This window comes from Nitrobacter sp. JJSN, from assembly GCF_051912485.1.
Taxonomy (GTDB): Bacteria; Pseudomonadota; Alphaproteobacteria; order Rhizobiales; family Xanthobacteraceae; genus Nitrobacter.
Genome location: NZ_CP196822.1, coordinates 1,607,201 through 1,628,766, shown reverse-complemented (window position 1 = coordinate 1,628,766; position 21,566 = coordinate 1,607,201). Strand labels below are relative to the sequence as shown.

General features: G+C 59.4%; 22 protein-coding genes, 2 tRNA genes and 1 pseudogene. 14 read left to right on the top strand and 11 right to left on the bottom strand.

Translation table 11 applies throughout. From position 1 onward, the window contains the following. The first annotated feature begins 1,077 nt into the window (after positions 1-1,077). Positions 1,078-1,443 carry a hypothetical protein gene (locus tag ACSZOQ_RS08020; protein ID WP_439925444.1) on the top strand — a complete coding sequence of 122 codons (366 nt, stop codon included), beginning with the start codon at positions 1,078-1,080 and terminating at the stop codon, positions 1,441-1,443. Positions 1,444-1,533: 90 nt separating this feature from the next. Here the strand turns inward: ACSZOQ_RS08020 and ACSZOQ_RS08015 are convergent, their stop codons facing one another. Next, positions 1,534-2,070 carry a hypothetical protein gene (locus tag ACSZOQ_RS08015; RefSeq protein ID WP_439925443.1) on the bottom strand — a complete coding sequence of 179 codons (537 nt, stop codon included), beginning with the start codon at positions 2,068-2,070 and terminating at the stop codon, positions 1,534-1,536. A gap of 80 nt (positions 2,071-2,150) precedes the next feature. Here ACSZOQ_RS08015 and ACSZOQ_RS08010 point away from each other — a divergent pair. Beyond that, a pseudogene (locus ACSZOQ_RS08010) lies at positions 2,151-2,270 on the top strand (thermonuclease family protein); the annotation flags it as partial. Positions 2,271-2,274: 4 nt separating this feature from the next. On the opposite strand, the gene ACSZOQ_RS08005 reads toward ACSZOQ_RS08010, so the two are convergent. Continuing rightward, a complete protein-coding gene (locus ACSZOQ_RS08005) occupies positions 2,275-2,910 on the bottom strand; it encodes a hypothetical protein (protein ID WP_439925442.1) in 636 nt (211 codons plus the stop codon). 193 nt (positions 2,911-3,103) lie between these two features. After that, positions 3,104-3,180: transfer RNA gene (locus tag ACSZOQ_RS08000), tRNA-Arg, on the bottom strand. Between the two features lie 320 nt (positions 3,181-3,500). Here ACSZOQ_RS08000 and ACSZOQ_RS07995 point away from each other — a divergent pair. Next, a complete protein-coding gene (locus tag ACSZOQ_RS07995; RefSeq protein WP_439925441.1) occupies positions 3,501-4,841 on the top strand; it encodes a tetratricopeptide repeat protein in 1,341 nt (446 codons plus the stop codon). 30 nt (positions 4,842-4,871) lie between these two features. Here ACSZOQ_RS07995 and ACSZOQ_RS07990 read toward each other — a convergent pair whose 3' ends face one another. Beyond that, on the bottom strand, positions 4,872-5,294 hold the full coding sequence (locus tag ACSZOQ_RS07990) for a hypothetical protein (RefSeq protein WP_439925440.1): 423 nt from the start codon (positions 5,292-5,294) through the stop codon (positions 4,872-4,874). Between the two features lie 351 nt (positions 5,295-5,645). Between ACSZOQ_RS07990 and ACSZOQ_RS07985 the strand changes: the two genes are divergently transcribed. Further along, complete coding sequence (locus ACSZOQ_RS07985; RefSeq protein WP_439925439.1) at positions 5,646-7,949, top strand: CHASE2 domain-containing protein; 2,304 nt, start codon at positions 5,646-5,648, stop codon at positions 7,947-7,949. Between the two features lie 158 nt (positions 7,950-8,107). Continuing rightward, complete coding sequence (locus ACSZOQ_RS07980) at positions 8,108-8,545, top strand: hypothetical protein (RefSeq protein WP_439925438.1); 438 nt, start codon at positions 8,108-8,110, stop codon at positions 8,543-8,545. Between the two features lie 14 nt (positions 8,546-8,559). Here the strand turns inward: ACSZOQ_RS07980 and ACSZOQ_RS07975 are convergent, their stop codons facing one another. Together ACSZOQ_RS07975 and ACSZOQ_RS07970 are read right to left on the bottom strand one after the other, a co-directional pair. Beyond that, positions 8,560-9,687, bottom strand: a complete 1,128-nt coding sequence (locus ACSZOQ_RS07975) for an S-(hydroxymethyl)glutathione dehydrogenase/class III alcohol dehydrogenase (protein ID WP_439925437.1) — start codon at positions 9,685-9,687, stop codon at positions 8,560-8,562. A 283-nt stretch (positions 9,688-9,970) separates the two neighbouring features. Next, on the bottom strand, positions 9,971-10,630 hold the full coding sequence (locus ACSZOQ_RS07970) for a peroxiredoxin (RefSeq protein ID WP_439925436.1): 660 nt from the start codon (positions 10,628-10,630) through the stop codon (positions 9,971-9,973). Between the two features lie 444 nt (positions 10,631-11,074). On the opposite strand from ACSZOQ_RS07970, the gene ACSZOQ_RS07965 reads away from it, so the two are divergent. From ACSZOQ_RS07965 to ACSZOQ_RS07955, 3 genes are all read left to right on the top strand, one after another. Next, positions 11,075-11,587, top strand: coding sequence for a hypothetical protein (locus tag ACSZOQ_RS07965; protein WP_439925983.1), 513 nt, complete (start codon positions 11,075-11,077; stop codon positions 11,585-11,587). A 275-nt stretch (positions 11,588-11,862) separates the two neighbouring features. Continuing rightward, entirely contained in the window at positions 11,863-13,878 is a 2,016-nt protein-coding gene (locus ACSZOQ_RS07960) for an acetyl-CoA carboxylase biotin carboxylase subunit (RefSeq protein ID WP_439925435.1), read from the top strand. A gap of 68 nt (positions 13,879-13,946) precedes the next feature. After that, entirely contained in the window at positions 13,947-14,246 is a 300-nt protein-coding gene (locus tag ACSZOQ_RS07955; protein WP_439925434.1) for an acylphosphatase, read from the top strand. Positions 14,247-14,280: 34 nt separating this feature from the next. Here the strand turns inward: ACSZOQ_RS07955 and lipB are convergent, their stop codons facing one another. After that, on the bottom strand, positions 14,281-15,006 hold the full coding sequence (gene lipB, locus ACSZOQ_RS07950; RefSeq protein ID WP_439925433.1) for a lipoyl(octanoyl) transferase LipB: 726 nt from the start codon (positions 15,004-15,006) through the stop codon (positions 14,281-14,283). Between the two features lie 64 nt (positions 15,007-15,070). Between lipB and ACSZOQ_RS07945 the strand changes: the two genes are divergently transcribed. Both ACSZOQ_RS07945 and ACSZOQ_RS07940 read left to right on the top strand, forming a co-directional pair. Further along, a complete protein-coding gene (locus ACSZOQ_RS07945; RefSeq protein ID WP_412774683.1) occupies positions 15,071-15,313 on the top strand; it encodes a FliM/FliN family flagellar motor switch protein in 243 nt (80 codons plus the stop codon). A 228-nt stretch (positions 15,314-15,541) separates the two neighbouring features. Beyond that, a tRNA-Leu gene (locus tag ACSZOQ_RS07940) sits at positions 15,542-15,626 on the top strand. A gap of 22 nt (positions 15,627-15,648) precedes the next feature. On the opposite strand, the gene ACSZOQ_RS07935 is transcribed toward ACSZOQ_RS07940, so the two are convergent. From ACSZOQ_RS07935 to ACSZOQ_RS07920, 4 genes are read right to left on the bottom strand one after another with little or no spacing between them, the layout of a single operon-like run. Beyond that, on the bottom strand, positions 15,649-16,743 hold the full coding sequence (locus ACSZOQ_RS07935; protein WP_439925432.1) for a tyrosine-type recombinase/integrase: 1,095 nt from the start codon (positions 16,741-16,743) through the stop codon (positions 15,649-15,651). Between the two features lie 2 nt (positions 16,744-16,745). Continuing rightward, complete coding sequence (locus tag ACSZOQ_RS07930; RefSeq protein ID WP_439925431.1) at positions 16,746-16,925, bottom strand: hypothetical protein; 180 nt, start codon at positions 16,923-16,925, stop codon at positions 16,746-16,748. Between the two features lies 1 nt (position 16,926). Then, on the bottom strand, positions 16,927-17,136 hold the full coding sequence (locus ACSZOQ_RS07925) for a hypothetical protein (protein WP_439925430.1): 210 nt from the start codon (positions 17,134-17,136) through the stop codon (positions 16,927-16,929). Continuing rightward, positions 17,136-17,471, bottom strand: a complete 336-nt coding sequence (locus ACSZOQ_RS07920) for a hypothetical protein (protein ID WP_439925429.1) — start codon at positions 17,469-17,471, stop codon at positions 17,136-17,138. The genes ACSZOQ_RS07925 and ACSZOQ_RS07920 overlap by 1 nt, the downstream gene beginning before the upstream one ends. Before the next feature lie 260 nt (positions 17,472-17,731). On the opposite strand from ACSZOQ_RS07920, the gene ACSZOQ_RS07915 reads away from it, so the two are divergent. The 4 genes from ACSZOQ_RS07915 (at position 17,732) to ACSZOQ_RS07900 (ending at position 21,423) form a co-directional block, all read left to right on the top strand. Beyond that, positions 17,732-18,244 (top strand): hypothetical protein, encoded by a 513-nt coding sequence (locus ACSZOQ_RS07915; RefSeq protein WP_439925428.1) that lies wholly within the window; start codon positions 17,732-17,734, stop codon positions 18,242-18,244. 282 nt (positions 18,245-18,526) lie between these two features. Further along, entirely contained in the window at positions 18,527-18,712 is a 186-nt protein-coding gene (locus tag ACSZOQ_RS07910) for a helix-turn-helix transcriptional regulator (RefSeq protein WP_439925427.1), read from the top strand. After that, positions 18,709-18,882: a hypothetical protein gene (locus tag ACSZOQ_RS07905; RefSeq protein ID WP_439925426.1), complete on the top strand. Its 174-nt coding sequence runs from the start codon at positions 18,709-18,711 to the stop codon at positions 18,880-18,882. The genes ACSZOQ_RS07910 and ACSZOQ_RS07905 overlap by 4 nt, the downstream gene beginning before the upstream one ends. Positions 18,883-18,918: 36 nt before the next feature. Then, positions 18,919-21,423: a DUF5906 domain-containing protein gene (locus ACSZOQ_RS07900; protein ID WP_439925425.1), complete on the top strand. Its 2,505-nt coding sequence runs from the start codon at positions 18,919-18,921 to the stop codon at positions 21,421-21,423. Positions 21,424-21,566: the final 143 nt, after the last annotated feature.

Below are 21,566 nucleotides of genomic sequence, written 5' to 3'. Positions count from 1 at the left end.
AGGCCCCTGCCTTGCAACCAAGCAAGGCAGTAAACCTGCTTATCCGCCCACCATGGGCATGAATATCGTCGGCCCGCTTGCGCGCGACGATAGGCAAGCTTCCGGCTGAGTGTTCGACGCCATTCCCACCAATCATCTGCCATCGTCATGGCCTCAACGAATTGGGAAACCTTTACGCGAGCCACTGGCCGACTCACGATTGTCATCTGCTATTATAGCCAATGCTGAAGACACTGCATGTCGGCGCGCGAGCGTCTATCGGCGGAGGCCTGATCTAACAACCGAACATGTGACCTCGGCATCGCGCTGGTCACGCTATGCCTGGACGTTGGCTTCCTGTCAGCGTCGGTAGGATCACGCGCGCGCCAACGAGAAGCGGCCTTGATTCGCGTCCGGTCATTTTTGGCGGCGACCGCTCCGGCGATTCCAAAATACGATGCCAGCAACGGCCGCGAACACGAGGAACGGCACAAAGGCAAAAATGTGAAGAGCTGTCATGTGCCTAGCTGCCGCTCAAGAGGATGATTGAAGGATCGTGCCTTCTTCGTCAGGGAAGTCGAGAGTTTGTTGCATAAGGCGGAGCGCAGGTTGCATGGAGCGCGCCGTGGTCGTTCGTAACTCATTGATTCAGCTTGAGGCGGCACGCAAAGCTTCGCAACACCAACTTAACCGTAGAACGAAGCAAAAACTGGAAGAAACCATCTGTTTTTAAGTGTTTAATTGGCGCGCTCGGAGAGATTCGAACTCCCGGCCCTCGGAATCGAAATCCGTAATACGTGACTTCCAAGGCTGTTCAGAGCCGTTCAAGCTTGCCCGAGTTCATGATGCAGCGAAAGGACTTTCATCAACGCGGCGGTGGACAATACCGATGGCGAAGCGCCCAGCTTATCAACTCGTTCTTTCAATTGAATGAGTAGCAACCCGTGATCTTCGGTAAGCGGTGTTCCGCGCGGTCACCTTCCTGAAGATGTCCTGATCTGCGAGTTTGATGGTTCTGATAGCTCTTGCGGCATGCGATAAGCGCCGTTCAGGAATCATATAGGCAATCGAGAGCGGGACTACAAAAGGGTTAAGCCAGTGCTGATCACCGCTTTCACCATCCTCGGAATTGCCGTGCTGCTGGGCTCCGTGCTTGCGGTTATGTATATGGCTGAAGGCGCTGCAGCGCCGTCCTGGCGGCTGGCGGCATTGCACGGACTGATAGCCATCGGCGGTCTCGGCTGTCTCAGTCTCGCCTTGCGTGGGCCGCCTCGTGGGCTCGATCAGGGGGCCGGCTCGTTCGGCATGATTGCAGCCGTGCTGATCGCGCTGGCGGCCGTCGTCGGCTTTGCCCTCTTTTCAGCGCGCCTTCGCAAGCGGCGGCTCTCGGGCACGCTGATCGGCATTCACGCCACGCTCGCGATCAGCGGCTTTGTCGTGCTCATCGTCTACGTGACGGCTTGAGGCGGCTGAGACCGGATCGTCTGAAAGGCTTGCCGCAGCTTCGCGAGCCGTCTTCGGAAAGACAACCGGTGGTTCTGCGCGGTAGTCTCTCTATCTCGACTTCGAGTGCTGCGACTTCTGCGAGCTTTGTTTGAGGTCCGGTTTGAGCTCCGGCGCTGTGGCAGAAGTAACCTGCTGCGAAAGCTGATCGAAGCGTTTGTTCAGATTTCCTACATCCGTCTGAAGAGCGTTTATCGTCGTTTTGACGGACTCAGAATTTGCCGTCGCGGCGCTGTCCGTCTTCGTCTTGAGAGCGTCGAAATCCGAAACCCTGAAAGTGCCCAACTGCGTTTGTATCGCCGCGACCTGAGACTCCAGACCCTTAAGTTGTGCTTCGAGCTGAGAGGTATCGAATGTTGGGGGAACCTTTATCTTGGATTCGACCTGTATCAAGCGCTTATCAAGCATGGCGACTGCATCTGCTTGGGGGGACGCGACTTGTGCCTTCGCCTTCGGAACTTCTGCTATCGGTTTCGACGGAAGCGCGTTGCCGCTGCTCCAAACCAAACCCACGCTGCCCGCGACAAGCAAACTGACAACGGTCATGGTCACGATCATCAACTTATTGGCGCGGTCGTGTTCGTTCATCACGGCACCCTCCCTTCAAGCCAAGCTCAAAGTATGACCGATCTGCGACATTTGTACAGGGGGTGGCGCGCGCATCTTCGGCGCGGCGCGCGGGCCGTGGCATATGGGCGGGGAGCTACGTTGTGCCGTGGGCTTACCGAGCGTGCATCAGGGATGGTGGACGGCCTAGCGGGTGTTCGGATGATGCGAATGCGCAATGACGACCTAAAACCCAAGTGACCTGAACACGTTTGTGCAGTTCGAGAGCATGAACCACAGTGGGGAAGAACAAAAGAGCGTCCAGCTTAAGCAAACGACAAGCCAGACCGTGTTCGGATGATCCGTTATCAGATCGGGCCGTTGCAGAATGCTGTTAAAGATTTTCTCTGAAAACCGTCGCCATCGAATAACGATGAAGCACACCCACGCAGTCGGAACAGCCGTGAATAATAGGATCAGCAATCCTACGTGCGTTTCCGACGGCGTACCCGGATAGATGGTCCAATTAGGACAACTCTTGGACAGAGGATTGAGGGTGGCGAGCAGGATCAGTTCGATCAACAGCCATCCCACGCAGACAGTCGACGACCATCGCACCACTTTCAGACAATAATCGGGATCGAAGAAGGGCACCTTGAAGTCTTCGTCCATTTGCAAACCCCGCGCGGGAAGTTCGTCATATCGCCAGCCCAATCGCGGAACGTTGAGCGGAAGCCGTGCGTCGTCGCCTCTCTTCGGTTTGGCGAGCAATCGTCTTCGCGAGCGACGCGTCGCTAATCGGTTTGCCGCCGCCCGCCGAGGAAGATCAAGCCCGCTTTCCCAAAGTGCTCCCGAGCAACGTCCCAACTTCCAGCGTGGCATCGTCAACGGAACGACATGCGGCAGCCGGTCGCACCCTCTCGGGCTCGCTCGGGCCGTGGGGGGTTGGGCGCAACTGCTCGCCCAATCCACAACATTTTACAGAGGGGTCACGACTCGCCCGAAATAGGTTTCCCCACAGTTTCCCCGACCTAAAAAGGCCAAACAGAGAACGTCACTAAGTATCTGATTTGATTGGCGCGCTCGGAGAGATTCGAACTCCCGGCCCTCGGAATCGAAATCCGATGCTCTATCCAGCTGAGCTACGAGCGCACGCGTTCCCTTATAGAAAGGGCAGGGCCCCGATGTCACGCAGTTTGCCGCACCGCGGGGCAAAGCGGCGATCGAGGCGCCCTCTCGTTGGTGATGTTTCGCACCTCTGTTCGGATCATGTCGCCAAGTCATTGATTTCATTATTTCAATGTGTGGTAAAAAGGTGACGTCCCACTGAAATCACTTCGCCGGATGATCAGGGTCGTTCCAATTGGGCCGGCCAACGCTAATCTGGCGCCCATTATGTTGCGGATTTCCCCGATATTCCACGGAGATGGAACGGAAGCCTCGCATCAAAGATAGTTTTGGGTGGTGGCGGCGTGAAACTTGTCCAGACGGCGAAAGCCGTATTCATTTTGCTCATGACGATTGCCTGCTGCTCCGGGGCCGCGGCGCAATCATCCGCGCCCCCCGTCACGGCGGCGACCGTGGTCCAGCAGGACTACGATGCGCTGTTTCAGCAGATGTACAAAAATCCCTCCGATCTGGAGGCGAGCTTCAAGTTCGCGGAGCAAGCCGTGAAGCGCGGCGACTATGAAGCCGCTATCGGCGCGCTCGAACGTATGCTGTTCTTCAATCCTAATCTGCCGCGCGTGAAACTCGAACTGGGCGTGCTGTATTTCAAGCTCGGCTCTTACGAACTCGCGCGCAGCTATTTTCAGGAGGCGATCAAGGCTGCCGACGCCCCTGATGACATCAGGGCGCAGGTTCTCGCCTATTTGACCGAGATCGACCGCCGGCTGGCGCGCTACGAGTTCAGCGTGTTCACCACCGCCGGCTTCCGCTATCAGACCAACGCCAACCTCGGTCCCTCAAGCCTGATGGTGCGCGCCTTAGGCCAGGAGGCACTTCTCGACAGCGCGTACGGCAAGCGCCCCGACTGGAATTTCTTCCAGACACTTACGGCCAACTACGCCTACAAGATCGGCACGCGCGGGGACGCTATCGAGGCGAGCTTCCTTGGCCTGAATTCGCACCAATTCAAGCTCAGCCAGTTCGATCTCGGCCTGGTCGAACTCGTCGTCGGGCCGCGCATTGCTATCGGCCAGAACGCATCGTTCAAGCTCTACGGCATCGGCGATCAGGTCTGGCTCGGGGACGCCAATTATTTCTCGGCGGGCGGCGGCGGCGTGTCCGCGCGCACGACGGTCGGCGATCTCGGACTTCTGGAGGCGTTCGTCGAGCAGCGGCACCGCGATTTCTCTGATTCGAGTAACTTTCCGACGGCCAGCCAGCAGACCGGCGATCTGCTGTCGGCGGCGGTCACGTCGGATTTGCGGTTCGGAGCGCTGCATTGGACGGCGCGCGCTGGATACGATCAGAATCGCGCGATCTTCGATTATTACTCCTACAAACGCTATTCGATCGACATGGCGTTTCCGTACGAGTTTGCTCTGCCGGTGTTCGGCGCGCCGCATCAGTTCGTGATCGCGCCCACGATCGGCTTTAGCTGGGTTAATTATGATGCGCCTAATCCGATCGTCGATCCCTTCACGATGCGGAACGACACGGAGCAACGCTACGGCGCGATCTTTGATGCGCAGGTATACAAGAATGTCGGCGTACGGACGCAGGTCCAGTATATGAAGATCGATTCCTCGCTGCCGAACTACAGGACCGACAACTTTTCAGTCTCGGTCGGACCGACCGCGCGGTTTTGAACCGGACGTTTTTTCTGATGGACTCGCGCGTCAAAGCGCTGCAGCTGTGTATCCCTGCGGGTGGACGGCCCGCTGGACCGAACGGTTGTCTTTCGCAGGAATATATTTCGCGGTTGCAGAGGCCCGCAGTCCCTTATCGGCATCTTCCACGACGACCGACATCGTTAGCCCTTCGACTGACGGTTGGAGTCTTTGGACGACGCCCGGTTGCGATGCGATGACGGTTCGGGCTGCCGCAATGGCTCCGGCCGAACGTGCATCTGCGGGCTGATCAACGTTCATCGCCAGCGAATTGACGCCCGCGAGCGCGGCGTTGTCGGCGAGGTCCTGCAAGCGAGGGTCGGTTCCGGCGTGGATGGATACCGCATATCCAGTCGCCGACGTTAACGACAGGATCAGCGCTGCCATCAGCGCGAAGTTCGGCGTGCGGAAAAATGTTCGGGCCGTCGCCATGGTCGCCTCCGGTTTTCTGATCGGCGCTGGCGACGAGGATGAGAGACAGACAGCGGATTTCTCGTTAATCTGGGGCGGAAAACCGGAAAACCTCTGATAGTGCTGAAAAATCGGCTATTTTCGTCACGCCAAATTGAGCGGAGTTCGTTAGTTTGTCGGTAACCTCGTTGTTCCGGCGGGTGTCGAACCACCGATCGCAAAATCATCGAACCGGATTAGGGCCTTGTCGTCGTCCCTTGGTTACGCCGATCTCAGTTTGCCCAGGCGACGCTCAGTGATGCGCCGTGGACTGACGCGCTGCCATGTAGGCTGCACCGGCCATCTTTTCGCGCCTGCAATCGAGGCCGGGCGATGAAGGCTACCGCGCATTTCCGAGGCACCTTGCGTGTGCGGACGATGCTGGCGTGGGTGCGTCTGCGCCGGCTGATGCGCAACAAGAATCTCCGTGCGGTCGGCGCTGCGGTGGCGACGCTTGTGCTGCTCACCTCGCTGCGCGCTTACGATCCGCGCATCGTCACCGAGTTGAAGGAGCGCACGTTCGATACCTATCAGCGGCTCAAGCCGCGGACCTATACCGATCTGCCGGTGCGGATTGTCGATATCGATGAGGCCTCGATCGCCGAATACGGACAATGGCCGTGGTCGCGGACGCGTCTTGCCGCGCTGACTCGCCGACTTGCCGACCTTGGTGCTGGAGTGATCGCCTACGATGTCATCTTTTCCGAGCAGGATCGCACCACGCCGAGCCGGCTTGCTAACGACTTGAAGGACTCTGGCGTTCCCGATCTCGACCAGACCATGAAGCTGCTCGCGAACCTGCCGGATCATGATCGGGCCTTCGCGGATGCCATCGGTAAAACGGGGGTCGTGCTTGGCTTTGCCGCCGGCGACGCCGCCAACGACAAGCGTCCTCCGGTCCGGGCCGGACTGGCCTTTGTCGGCGTCAATCCGACAAAGGTGCTTGCGCCATTTCATGGCACGGTGTCGAGTCTGCCCATCTTCAACGAAGTGGCCGCGGGCATCGGCGGCATCAATCTGAGCTCGCACGATCGCGCCGGTATCGTCCGCCGCGTCCCTATGCTGTTCTCCGACGGCGCGAACGTCTACCCTGGTCTTGCGATCGAGGCGCTGCGCGTCGCCCAGAACCAGAAAAGCATCATCGTCCGCGGGACCGGATCGAGTGGCGACAACGACACCGGTCATGCAGCGCTAATCGATATGCGCGTCGGCGCGTTCAAGCTGCCGCTGACCAACAACGGAGAGTCCTGGGTCTATTTCAGTCGCGACCAGCCGCAACGTTACGTGTCGGTGAAAGACATTCTCGATCCCGCCAAAGAGGTCGCGGTCAAACCTCTGATCGATGGCGCGATCGTCCTCGTCGGTGCATCGGCCGCGGGTTTGATGGATTCACGCGCCACGCCGCTCGGCGGGCTGGTTCCGGGCGTGGCGATCCAGGCGCAATTGATCGAACAGATCCTCGCGCAGGACTTCATTGAGCGTCCGGACTGGACCAACGGGCTCGAGATCGTCCTGACCGTATTGTTCGGCGCCTTGGTCGCAGGCCTGGTCTTGGCGTTCGGCGCCCGTTTTTCATTCTATGCCGGTGTGGTGGTGTTCGTGGCAGGGCTCGCGGGATCGTGGATCGCTTTTTCGCATTTCCGGTTGCTGATCGATCCGATCTTTCCCTCGCTGGCGGCGCTGGCGGTTTATATCGCTGTCGAGCGCGTGCTTCACGTCGCCTCCGATCACGAGAAGAAATTCGTGCGTCAGGCCTTCGGCCAATATCTTGCGCCAGAACTGCTCGCGCAGCTTGAAAAATCGCCGCAGGCGATGCGGCTCGGCGGCGAATCTCGCGACATTTCCGTGATGTTCATGGATGTGCGCGGCTTTACGCCGATCTCCGAGGCTCTGACGGCGACGGAACTTGTCGATTTCATCAATGTGTTGTTGGCGCCGCTGTCGGATGCGATCCAGGATGAATTGGGAACGATCGACAAATACATCGGCGATTCGATCATGGCGTTCTGGAACGCGCCGGTCGACGTTCCCGATCATGCGACCCGAGCCTGTCGCGCCGCGCTCAAGATGCGTGCGGCACTCGACGCGCTCAACGACGCCGACGTGTTCGGGTTTTCCGCGCGCGGTTTCAAGGACCCGCGTGTCAGGATCGGGGTCGGCATCAATGCCGGACTAGCCTGCGTAGGTAACATGGGATCGCTGAGACGATTCAATTATTCCGCGATGGGCGACGTCGTGAATGTGGCGGCCCGGATCGAGTCAGCAAGCAAAGGGCTCAATGTGGACCTTCTGGTCTCGGAAGACGTGGCGCAGCGAGCCAAGGGGATCGCGCTGCTCGAGGCAGGAGAGATCCTGTTGAAAGGCAAGACGCGGCCTACCAAGATTTACGCGATCGCAGGCGACGAAGCGGTGACGGCGTCGCCGGAGTTTGTCGAATGGAAACGCGTGCATGGTGCGCTGCTGATCGCGATCAAAGCTGGTCGGGGGGACGAGGCAGACGTCGCGCTGGCGCGGTGTCGGGAACTCGCCGGCAAGGACATGCAGGATTTCTATCGCCATTTTGCCGAACAGATCGCGCGGCTCGACACCACGCCGCTGCAACAGACTGCCTCGGCGGGCAGGCTCGTGCATCGATGACAGCGGATGGGTTCCGGAGCGGCCGGTTGCCGTTTTTCAGCCAGAGTGCCGTGGTTAACGAATTGCCAAGAGAGTAGGGGGCAGAGTTCGCGATGCGAAAGGTCGCGAGGCCGCCCGCATTCCGAAACGCAGGCTTTCTCTGGTCACCTGTCGCTCCCATGCGAATTGCCGTTTTTATGATCCTGCTGCTGTCTACGGTGCCGGCCCGCGCCGATCTCCATATTACGCGCGATCACGGCGGCTTGGTCACCGAATACAAGGCCAAGTATGAGCGTATCCGCGATCGCCACGAACGCGTCATTATCGACGGTATTTGTAATTCGGCCTGCACCATGGTGTTCGGTATCGTACCCATGAACAGGATTTGCGTGACGCCGCGCGCCAGCCTCGGATTCCACGAAGCGTATTATGACAAGGCGTTCACCTTCGGCATCAAGGTCACAAGCTATAAGGGGACATCCGACCTGATGTCCTACTATCCGCCGTCCGTGAAGGACTGGATTCACCGCAATGGCGGCCTGACCACCGAAATGAAGAAGATCAAGAACGGTCCGGAACTTTGGAAGATCGTCGATCCGTGTCCGGAAGATTTCTGAAGACGTACACGTTATTAGAATGTCACGACGCTGCGGATCGACTCGCCTCTGTGCATCAGGTCGAACGCCCTGTTGATGTCGTCGAGCGGCATGATGTGGGTGATCATCGGGTCGATCTGGATCTTGCCCTGCATATACCAGTCGACGATCTTCGGTACGTCGGTGCGGCCGCGTGCGCCGCCGAACGCCGTGCCTTTCCATACCCGACCGGTGACAAGCTGGAATGGCCGCGTCGCGATCTCCGCGCCGGCTGGCGCAACGCCGATCACGATCGACTGCCCCCAGCCGCGGTGACAGGCTTCCAGCGCTTGGCGCATCACCTTGACGTTGCCGGTGCAGTCGAAGGTGTAGTCTGCGCCGCCGATCTGATCGGCGCCAGACTTGGTCATGTCGACGAGGTGAGGGACGAGGTCCTTGCCAAGTTCCGTCGGGTTGACGAAATGCGTCATGCCGAAGCGCTCGCCCCATGCCTTGCGGTCGTCGTTGAGATCGACGCCGATGATCATGTCGGCGCCGGCAAGCCGCAGGCCTTGCAACACGTTGAGTCCGATGCCGCCGAGGCCGAACACGATCGCTTTCGCGCCGGGCTCGACCTTCGCGGTGTTGATGACCGCACCGATGCCGGTGGTAACGCCGCAACCGATGTAGCAGACTTTGTCGAACGGTGCGTCCTCGCGGATTTTGGCGACCGCAATCTCCGGCAGCACGGTGTAATTGGCGAAGGTCGAAGTGCCCATGTAGTGGTGGATCTTCTTGCCATCGAGCGAGAAACGGGACGTGCCGTCGGGCATCAGCCCCTGGCCCTGGGTGGCGCGGATCGCCGTGCAGAGATTGGTCTTGCGCGACAGGCATGACGGGCATTGCCGGCATTCCGGCGTGTAGAGCGGAATGACGTGATCGCCTTTCTTCACCGAAGTCACGCCCTTGCCGACATCGACGACAATGCCTGCTCCCTCATGGCCGAGGATCGCCGGAAACAACCCTTCCGGATCGGCTCCGGACAAAGTGAACTCGTCGGTGTGGCAGACGCCGGTGGCCTTGATTTCGACCATGACTTCGCCTTCACGCGGGCCGTCGAGTTCCACGGTCGTGATTTCAAGCGGCTTGCCAGCGGCAACAGCGACTGCGGCGCGAACGTGCATGGTAATTTCCCGTTCTCTGTCGGTGTTCAGGAGAAATTGCGCGAGCATGCCTCGCGGCAAACCGGTGTTGCCGCATAGCATAGGTTCGGGCGCTAAAGGCCGCAAACCATGAATCGCGATTTCGACGAGCTGGGGATGATCCCCGTCAATCGAAGCCGACGAACCGCGGTTGACTAGATGGTTCACGACGAGATGGAATGATCTCGGTCGTCGTCATTCGACGTGCCCGCAAAAAAAAAGGGGACGCCGAGGCGTCCCCTTCGTTCTTTCGCTGCGCAACGAATTACTTTGGCTGCGGCACGATGCGGATGTAGGGCTTCGGCGCTTTCCAGCCCTGCGGATAGAGCTTCTTCGCTTCTTCATCGCTGATCGCGCCACCCAGGATGACATCCTCGCCCTGTTTCCAGTCGGCTGGCGTCGAAACGCGGTGCTTTGCGCCGAGCTGCAATGAATCGATGGCGCGCAAAATTTCCTGGAAATTGCGGCCGACCGACATCGGGTAGACCAGCACGAGCTTGATCTTCTTGTCCGGCCCGATGACGAAGACATTGCGCACGGTGGCGTTATCGTTGGCGGTGCGGGTGCTGACGTCGCCAGACGTGCTGGCCGGCAGCATGCCGTAGAGTTTCGAGACATTGAAATCGGTGTCGCCGATCATCGGAAAATTCGGCGCGTGCCCTTGGGTCTCCTTGATGTCCTCGGCCCACTTCGCGTGGTTGGCGACGGGATCGACGCTCAATCCGATCGTTTTGACACCGCGCTTGTCGAATTCGGGTTTCAGGCGGGCCACCGCACCCAGTTCCGTGGTGCAGACCGGGGTGAAATCCTTCGGGTGGGAAAACAGAAGCCCCCAGCTATTGCCCAGCCACTCATGGAAACGGATGTGACCTTCGGTGGTTTCAGCTTCAAAATCGGGAGCGTCAGCGTTAATCGCAAGTGCCATAGTGTGACCTCATGTCGTTCAAATTACGGGATTTTATGGTCTCGATCAGTATAGGGCGCGCGACCGCGGAAGGGAACCGTCTGGCGGAAAAGGATAGAACTTTCTCCATTCTGATAAATCACTGGCATCGTGTTTTGCTTCGCTGCCTGAAGGCGAAAAGATTGCATTGTTTTAATGTGTCCGCCGCGAAGTTGCCGCGGACCCGCCCCGCGACCGCCGGATCGCCTTGCGATGAACCGAGACGTTGATCGCAGCGACGACCAGCTTGTGACTGAGTTCTTTCGCAAGCAACTAAAAAAGACGCGACCTGATTGTTGATTCCTTAACCAGCCGTTTACACCCGCAATGGATTGCTGGGATTGAAGAAGAAGAGAAATAGCAATGTCCGCCGCCTTAGCCTTCACCGAACCGACCGCCTTTGAGCCCTCGGAAATCACAGACCGCATGGCGGTCGTCCAGGCCCTCGCCATGGTGCGGGATGGCGTCATCACCGGAGAGGGACCGACCGCACGCGGCCGCGTTCATTTTTCCCGCATGCTCGACTCCACCGATGCGTCCTGGTGCGCGCGTCTTTTGACGGCCGCCGCCATGGATAACCAGCCGGTGAGCCGAGAGGAAGCCGAAGCCCTGTTTGAAATCAACGATGTCGCCGCCGAGCGAAGCGATGACGGGCGGTTCGACGATCTTTTTGCCAAGGCGATCGTGCACCACGCTACGTCCGCATCGGGCTTGCCGGTGCCACCGCGCAGCATCGCCCTGTCGCCGGGCACCCCCATCGAGAGTTGGGCGCCGACCAAAGCGGTGGGCGTCAACATCGAAGTGCTGGAGTGGGTCGCAAGTCAGATGCGCGGTAAACGTCGCAGCAATCGTCGGCTGATGGCGCTGGTCGCGAGCCTGATCGGGGCGGCGACCTTGCCGCTGACGCACCTCCCGAACGTTTTCGATATCGGCATGTAAGCCGCGCGAAATGCCAGAAGCGACAAACGGTGGGTTATCTGCTTCCGTCGTTTCTGTAGCCATCGGCCCGTAGTCGTCTGCTCATCAGTGTCGCCGACCGCGCAAGCGCTCGGGCGGCGGCGCATCAAGCCCATTGAGAGGCGCTCCCGCCGAAAAGCCTTTGCTCTTGTTTTGTTTTTCTGTACGACGGAACAGTTACGCCGCGTCCCTAGGCCAGATCGCTCGCACCGTCCGGAAGACTGGACCGCGCCTCAAGGTTGCAGGTCAACAGGCACATGTTCAAACGGATTCTGATCGCCAATCGCGGCGAGATTGCCTGCCGGATCATCAAATCGGCCCATCGGATGGGCATCGAAACCGTTGCCGTGTACTCGGAGGCGGATCGCGACGCGCTTCACGTCGAGATGGCCGATGAGGCTGTGTCGATCGGCCCGCCGGCGGCGGCCGAAAGCTATCTCGTCATCGAGAAGATCGTGGAGGCTTGCCACAAGACCGGGGCGCAAGCCGTGCATCCCGGCTATGGCTTTCTGTCCGAGCGCGAGGCGTTTCCGCGTGCGCTCGCCGACGCCGGCGTGGTTTTCATCGGCCCCAATCCCGACGCTATCGCTGCGATGGGCGACAAGATCGAATCCAAAAAGGCTGCGGCCAAGGCCGGGGTTTCGACGGTCCCCGGTTTCCTCGGCGTGATCGAGGACGACAGGCACGCGGTGAAGATCGCCGACGAGATCGGCTATCCCGTGATGATCAAGGCGTCGGCGGGGGGAGGCGGAAAGGGCATGCGCATTGCACGCTCGATCGCCGAGGTCGCCGAGGGATTTAATCTCGCGAAGGCGGAGGCGAAGTCGTCGTTCGGCGATGATCGTGTCTTCATCGAAAAGTTCATCGTTGATCCACGCCATATCGAAATCCAGGTGCTGGGCGACAAGCACGGCAACGTGATCTATCTTGGCGAGCGCGAGTGCTCGATACAACGGCGAAATCAGAAGGTCATCGAGGAGGCGCCGTCACCCCTGCTCGACGAGACCACGCGACGAAGGATGGGCGAGCAGGCCGTCGCGCTGGCTAGGGCAGTGAACTACAACTCGGCGGGCACGGTCGAATTCGTCGCAGGGCAGGATAAGAGCTTTTACTTCCTTGAGATGAACACGCGGCTGCAGGTCGAGCATCCTGTCACAGAGTTGATCACCGGCATCGATCTGGTCGAGCAGATGATCCGCATTGCTGCGGGAGAAAAGTTATCGATCACGCAGAAGGACGTGACACTGACGGGATGGGCGGTTGAATCGCGCGTCTATGCCGAAGATCCGTTCCGGGATTTTCTGCCGTCGGTCGGACGTCTCGTCAAATATCGTCCGCCGGACGAAATGAACCAGGACGGCGTCATCGTGCGCAACGATACTGGCGTGTACGAGGGCGGCGAGATTTCGATCCATTACGATCCGATGATCGCCAAGCTCGTCACCCATGGACCATCGCGCGCCGCCGCCATTGAAGCGCAGGCTCAGGCGCTCGACGCATTTTATATCGACGGCATCCGGCACAACGTTCCTTTTCTGTCGGCCTTGATGCATCACCAGCGCTGGCGCGCCGGCAATCTCTCGACCGGGTTCATCGCCGAGGAATTCCCAAAGGGATTTACCGCGCAGGCGCCGCAAGGAGAGATCGCGCACAGATTCGCCGCGGTGGCGGCCGCGATTGATCACGTGCTCGGCGAGCGCAAGCGGCAGATTTCCGGCCAGATGAATGGGCGCGCGGTGACGCGCGAAGGTCGACGCGCTGTCTGGCTCAACCGCGATGAAATCCTGCTCGACGTTGCCCGCGACGGCGATGCAATCACGATCCGCTTCGTGGGTGCGGATGGTGGTGTCGGCAACGCGCATCAGTTGCTCTCGCGGTGGGTGCCAGGCCAACCGGTCTGGCAAGGCACGCTCGACGGGCATCCCATCGCATTGCAGGTGAGGCCGATCGCAAACGGATTCCGGCTCGCGCATCAGGGGTTCGAGGCCGCGATCAACGTATTCACCGAGACCGAGGCGGCTGCTGCCCGGCTGATGCCGGCCGCGACCACGGCCGATACCGGCAAGAAGCTGCTGTGCCCGATGCCGGGCCTCGTCGTCTCGATCGCCGTGACCGAGGGACAGGAAGTCAAGGCGGGCGAGACGCTGGCGGTGATCGAAGCCATGAAGATGCAGAACGTGCTGCGTGCCGAACGCGACGGAGTCATCAAGACGATCGCGGCGGTGCCCGGAGCGACGCTGGCGGTGGATGCGCTGGTCCTCGAGTTTGCGTGAGGCTGCAGGCGTTTTCGACAGCGTCTTAAGCCTATGCTCGCGGCGTGAGGTTACCGGGATAAAATTAAATGGAAGACCTGGTTCGTCAGATCGTGATCCGCGGCCGCGTCCAGGGCGTCGGCTTTCGCTATTGGACGATGAGCGAAGCCATCCGTCTCGGCGTTGCCGGTTGGGTGCGTAATCGCCGTGATGGCAGTGTAGAGGCCTTGTTCGCGGGACCGGCCGATGCTGTCGCGGCCATGGTGGCGCGCTGCCGGAACGGGCCGGAGTTCGCGCGCGTCGATGCCGTCGAAGATCAGGCCGTGACGGCGAACGCCTTGAAAATGATCCGGCCCGGCGAGCGCTTCTCGCAACTCCCGACGGCGTAGGCAAAGCCGCGCATCGAAAGCCCAATCAAACGGGTCAGGCCGTCGTTTCCTGCAGACGCAGTTCCGAGGGTCCGAACACCGCTCCGAACGCCTGCCTGAGGGCAACGTCGACATCCGCCAGCGCGACGGGGAGGCCGAGGTCGGCGAGGCTGGTGACGCCGTAGCGTGGGTCGGTGACACCGCAGGGCACAATGGCTTCGAAATGGCTGAGGTCGGGGTCGACATTGAGCGAGATGCCGTGGAACGATACCCAGCGGCGCAGCCGCACGCCGATCGCCGCGATCTTGTCCTCATGGCCCGGCCCCTTGTCCGGGCGCGCCACCCAGACGCCGACCCGGTCCTCCCGCCGTTCTCCTTTGACGTCGAAAGCGTCGAGCGTGCGGATGATCCATTCCTCCAGGCCAGCGACGAACGCCCGCACGTCGGGGCGGCGACGCTTCAAATCCAGCATGACATAGGCCACGCGCTGGCCGGGGCCGTGATAGGTCACCTGACCGCCGCGGCCGGTCGAAAACAGCGGAAAGCGGACCTGTAGAAGATCGGCTTCGCGTCCACTGGTGCCGGAGGTGTAGAGGGGCGGGTGCTCCAGCAGCCAGACCAGTTCCGGAGCCTCGCCCGAGGCGATCGCCGCCGCCTGCGCTTCCATGATGGCAACAGCCTCGGGGTAAGGCACCGGAGCATCGGACAACCGCCAGTTCACCGGCTCGCTAGGCGAGGCTGCAAACAGCTTCAAATCGATGGTCTGGCGGTTGTTAACCATTGTCTAACCATAACTGTGGTGGTCTGGAACCGTAGCAATTTGCATGGTCTGTGAGTTTGTATTCGTGGCAACGCTCGATAAAGTATCTGTCGATCTCATGGTGGTCCTGGGGACCACTTCGATGCCTGTCCATCAGGTCATGCGGCTCAGCCGTGGCGCCATTATCGAGCTTGATGCCACCGAGCAGGACGAGGTCAAGATCCTTGCCAACAACCTGCCGGTCGCCAGCGGGGTGGTGATGGTCAACCGCAACCGCATCGCGGTCGAAGTCAAACAGATGCTGCCGCGAACCCCGGACCGCAGATAAGCCTTCCGGATCGGACTTGAAGGCCCGCATGTCCGGGCCGGGATGGGCGTCGGGATCAAAAGAGCAATCGAAGCCCCTGATTCCAGTATCGTTCTGGTTCGGGCGGCAGTCCTCTTCCCAGCCCTTCAGCCCGGGAAGAACGTCCCCGGGGCCTTGTCCCCCCATCATTGTTTTGTTACATCCGCGCCGTCGATCCGGTCGGGGCGCCAGCTTCGGTCCGTTTTCTCAGCGCTCGTGGCGGAATTGGTAGACGCGCTGCCTTGAGGTGGCAGTGAGTAAAATCGTGGGGGTTCGAGTCCCTCCGAGCGCACCACCTCAAAAAATCAGCTTTGATATTATTCAGCTTTTCGCTCTAAAACCCCCACCTTTTGCTCAGGTGAGGGTATAGGTTTTTCCGTTTCGTTCCGCGCCAGCTTGTCGATCGCACCGGCGGCGAGTTTCGTTCGGTTCGCAGACTTCGTATATAGCGACGCCATTGCATCGCCTTCCCATCCGAAGATCGCATTCATCTGCGCAGTGGTCGCGCCGTTGTTCGCAGCACGCGTCGCAGCAGCCTTGCGCAGTCCGTGAGCCGACTTCTTCACACCAGCCAAGTCGCACGCCTCGCGAAAGCGATTCCCCAATCCGACCTTGGTCATCGGGCGCCCGAACACCGTTGCGATGAATGTGAGATCGCCAGTCGGTCCGGCGTCCAGCGTCTTTTGCAGGTCATCAAGGATTGGAATCGTGACCAGCATTCCGGTTTTCTCGGTGTGGATCGAAATCACACCGTCGCGGACATGCTGCTTTCCGACCACAGCGGCGTCGCCGCGGCGCAGGCCCGTGTAACAGAAGATATCGAACATCAACCGCTCGCGCGTCCCGCGTGGCCATCGACGCTCGTATGCGAGGATATCGTCGTCGGTCCAAACCGGGAAACCTACGGACTTCTTGTCCTTTCGCGACCGCTTAAAGTTGATTCCGTGGGTCGGATCGTAACGTACTAATCTATCTGGATGATCTAGCGCCCACATGAACATGCCGCGCATGGTGGTGACAAAATGCTTCGCCTGTGTCGGCGTCTTTGCCCGACGTTCGCGGCCCGCCATGATCGCTTTCTTGTCGATGCGGGACAGCGGTTCGTGACCGGCGGCTTTAATAACGGGGCGCATGATGTTTTCGCGCTGCTTCCGCGTCGCCAGTGAAAGGTCGGTCCACGCGCTGGATTGCCGGTAGAGTAGCCAGAGCCATTCCAGCGTGCCCTTGGCGGCCTTACCCAAGGGCTGCGCTTGCTCGCCGGATACGGCGGCTCGATAGGCAGCGTCGAATTCTGGCGAGCCGTACTCGCCACGGATACGGATTTTCGGACCTCGCCCAAAGCGCACGTACCAGACCGTCTTACCGTGTCGGGTGACGGCGCGCTGGAGGTGCGGCGGGCGAGGGCGGGGCATGGTTATAGGATGACCGGCTCATCGCCGTCGTCAATGTCCTTCGGTGCAACCGGCGGGGCGTCCAAGCGTATCAGGATGCACCCGCCCGGCTGGATTTCCACGGATGCTGCACCGGCCTGCCGCGCCGCCCGCAACGCGCGGGCGACGTCGGCTTGCACGAAATGGGCGGCGCGACGGGACATATTATGGATGTCCCTGCCGGGTGCCGGACAGGGGGCCGGTATACATCGAGCGAACCGGATTTTTCTTGGCAAATTCCAACCGTTCGATGTCTTGGCGAAGCTGATCGAAACCTTTCCGCCAAACATCGAGCGCATCAATGTTGGCATTGACCGGGTAAGCTTCGGCCTCTTCGGTAAGCCGTGCTTTCAGGCTGTTGAGAGTTTTTTCCATCACGCGGCCTCCATGACAAAGCTGTCGGCGGCCAGTTCTTTCAACTCGCACTGCCAATCGTCTTCCGCGCCGCCGTTCTCGAAGAACTCCTTACGAACAGCCTGTAGCTGCTCGCACGCAGTGCACCGCGCAAGCCACGCGATGTGCTCAAAAACGCCGGCGAGGCTCATTTCGTACTCGCGTTGATTGGCACCGATAACGAAGCCAGTGGGGGCGATGAGTTGATAACCGACGCCATATTGAGCGCGAGTCCAGTGGCGTGCCGGTGCCTTGTTGAGGCGAAAGCCGTGTTTCTTCAATTGGTTACGAGCCTTTTGTTCGCGGATTTTGGTCACAGGGTGGGTTCCTTTGGTTGACAAACTAGGGAAACGTAGTAATGTGGCATTCGGTACTGATTTCCGAATAGCCTATTCAGTAGCCTGTACCGAATGTATATGTCAAGAAAAATATGGATGTCCCGATGAGGCTCTCTGATCTGATCCCGCACACATCGGCTTGGACCGGAATTCCGGAAACCCACGTCAACACTGTGGCGCGTGCGTTGCGACCTACCGGACTCCTGTCAACAGCCGGAAAGGGTCCCCGCGCGGCGGAAATGACCACCGACGACAAGATTAATCTGTTGCTCGGCGTGTGTGGAGTGGAGGTGGCAAATCGGGCTGCGGAGCATGTTCGTGTGTGGCGCCAATTGATCCGGATCACTTCGCATACGGATGACCCGTTCGCTTTCACCAAAAGCACCACTGTGAAAGATTTCTTCGTTGACCTCATTACGAAGGATTTGAACGGCGGCGCGCTCGACGCGTGGCTGAAAGAAGAGGGCACTCAAAAGGGCGAAGTAGTCCTCGACTTCTATGTGGACCAAGGTGTCCTGACGCTAGTCGTCTCGCGACTCGTGCATTTTGCCGATCCGGAGAGGCCGGACTTTAAAAAGACGGCTACGGAGAGTTTAGAAACTCGTTTCATTCCGCCTCCACCTTACGGCGAAACTGACTTCATCCTTGGCTTTCGACAACGCGGTTACAAAGCGGGATCACAACTCATCCGGCGACTAGATGCCAAGAATCTTCGCGGCTGGGGCACCTGTCTGACGGATGACGTCGCCTAATGCACATCACCGCATCACTGCCGCGGGCGACGAACGCCACTCTCCGAAACTGCAAATCGTTGCACGAAATCTTCGACGCTACTGCTGTGCGGCTGACGTTTGGAAAAACGACACGGGAGTGCCTACCGTATTCACCGGTGGACCCGCGAGCCATGCTTGTAGGTGTTCGCAGGTAGACACCCTTGGTTTGCCTTAGAAATTGATACGCCCCATGCAATTTAGTGAATCCCTGAGGACTGGTGGACAATCCTGCACACACGTTTCCATAACGGAGGATCAGAAATGGTTTCGTTGACGATCGATGAGTTTTGCACGGCGCAGAGAATCTCCCGCGCATATTTCTATATTCTGGCACGCGAAGGCAAAGCGCCGCGGTCTTTCAAACTCGGCAAGACCACGCGCATTTCGGAAGACGCGGTTCGCGAATGGATCGCTGCTCGCGAAGCTGAGACGGCGGTGGCTGCATGAGCGTCGATTATCCCATTGACGTGCGCACGAAGGATATCGCCGTTGCCAGCGAGATCGTTGCCGAACTCGAACACAACGCCGGACGGCTCGTCGCTCAACTTGAACGCCAGCGCCGTGACATCGCCGATCTGAAAGACACTCTGGCAGAGTGGCGCACGCGCCGCGTCTGACCAAAGAAAAACCCAGCCGGCCAGGGCTGGGTCTGAATGCGCGTAGGAGGCGCATGTAGTATTATGAATGACATCTTACCACAAGATATAGCGACGTCAAGTACCACGTTTGACCGCACGACCATCCGTAACCACTTTTGGATGCTGCATCACCTCGCCGAGCGTGCCAACGTCCCCGGCAAGCTGGTGTTATCTGCGATCGCCGCCGATAAATCGCTAGGTCTCCCGCCCATCAATCGGCATTTCCAGATCGGCGACATAGACGGAATGACCGCCGGCGCGATGGCGTTCGAAGGCCTGCCTTACGGTATCTATGAGTCGTACGCCGTCATGCGGCCGGACTTACCGGACGGTGCCAAAGGTGGCCAAGACGACGTGGTTGCAACTCTGGCGTTCCCGGTTGATGCCGACGCCGATCATCCGGGCGTAGCACCGCCGCACGCACCTGTTGCGCCAAACTTGGTCATCGAATCGTCAGAGGGCAACTTTCAAGAAATTATGATCCTTGATCGGGCACTCTCACCTGACGAGTCGAAGCCGTTGGCAAAAGCTCTCGGTGAACTGACCGGCGACAAGATGTGTGTCGCGGATATCTCGCGCATCATGCGCGTTCCCGGCACGCTCAACTGGCCCAACGCGGCCAAGATAAAGCGCGGACGCTCGCCAAATCCGCAGCCGGTGCGCGTCAAGCAAGCTTGGGATAGCTGGACGGTTGTAGATAATCTGCGCGCCGTGGTGGCCGCTAACGTCAAACCCAAAACAGCCCCTAAGATCACCGCGCCCGTGCCCGATGCGTTCGATGGCGTTTCCCATGATGGCATCCGCTACGCTGAGGTGGTCTGGTACTGTCAGCATATGGCAAAAGTCTGGACGCTCGATGACCGCGAGACGACGCCCGATGATTTCGAACTTGCGAAGCGTATCAAGTTGTCGTTCCCTGGAGAGGACGGCTTGAACGCAGTCCTGCTACTCGAATGGGGAAACAGGGAAGAGGAAATTCGAAAGCGTTGGTGGAAACCGAACGACTTCAAGACCGAAGGCGAAAACCTCCTAACGCTGCTCGGGCTGAAAGAAGTGAACTGGATGTTCCGATACGCGTTCGGCTGCCCCATGCCGCCACCCGGGCCCGCTATCGAGATTCCGGCAGAGATACTGGTGCAGATGAACGCTGCGCGAGAGCAATATCTCGCCGGGGCAATAGGGCCGTTACCGGATCATCCTGAATTACCGATCGATCAAGCCAACGCATTGACGAATTTTTGGGCGCATCTGCCGTCCGGAAAAATCATCCACGAACCGTCGCGCGGCCTTTGGGCGTCCGGCAGCTTCGACAAGCATTGCGGCCGGGTTAAAGACGCGATGCAAGCGTCTGGACCGGGAATGCTGGCGTCGACCTGGTTGTCGCAACATCGTGCTGTGCAGTCGATGGGCTGGGATCCCGGCGAACCAATGATTATCGAGGACAGAATCCTCGCGGATGATTGGGTCCGAGCACCAGGATGCCGAAGCTTCAACCTTTACCTGCCTTCCTCAATTAACCCGGTCGAGGGCGACGTCTCGAAGTGGCTTGATCATATCAAGTTTATCTATCCCGGCGAATGGGCGCATATCGTCCTCTGGTTCGCGCACCGCATGCAGCGGCCGGGAGAGAAGGTGAACCACGGACTCGTCTTCATTGGCCAGCCGGGTGTGGGCAAAGACACGGCGATTGAGCCGGTGGTCGCCGCCGTAGGGTCGCATAACTTCAAGAGCATTTCGGCGAAGACATTCTTCACATCGGATTTCAACGGGTATCTGAAATCTGTGATGCTGCGGATCGACGAAGTCCATGATCTCGGCGGGGAATCGAAATACGCCTTTCACGATCGGACTAAGCCAATCCTCGCGGCGCCGCCTGCAGCGCATTACGTCAACGAAAAGAATGTTCCGCACCATGCTGCCCGGAACGTCTGCGGCGTCATTCTGACCAGTAACCATGCGGACGCGCTTTATCTCGATCGCAATGATCGCCGACATTTTGTCTGCATTTCCGACAGGAAAAAAGAGGATTTCCCCGACGGCTACTTCGATGGAATCTACGCGTGGTTCGAAAACGGCGGGAACGAGGCGGTCGCGCACTATCTGGCAAATCTGGACCTGACCGGCTTCAACGCCAAGACGCCGCCGCCGAAGACCGCTGGATGGCATATGGTCGTCGCCGCCGGCTTGGCACCGGAAAGCGGCGATCTTACCGACGTGATCGAAACGATGGGCAAGCCTGCCGCTCTCACGCTCCCTATGGTCCGAGCGAGGATGCCGAGAGATAGTCACCTGCACTTGGTGTTCGACGACCCTAAACTTCGTCGGGCACTTCCGAAGCGCCTTGCCGAATGCGGCTATATTGCTGTGGCAAACCCGGACGCCCGAGATAGTGGCGGTCGATGGCGCATGAACGGTGGCAAGACGACGATCTATGCACGACAGGATTTGAGTGAGAGCGAACGTCTTGCTGCGGCGAGGCTGCTCAGCACGCCGGCTTTAGTGGCACCACCACCGTACTGAGCCGGGCGTCCGGGCACTGTGGGCGCGGTTTTTCATTGTGGTGAAAAACAGACTGTAAATTATAGGTAGACAGCCGAAAGTAGAGAATCTGAGAGAATCAAAAACCGTGCCCGGTGCGCCCAGCACGCCCACGTCGATGGAAG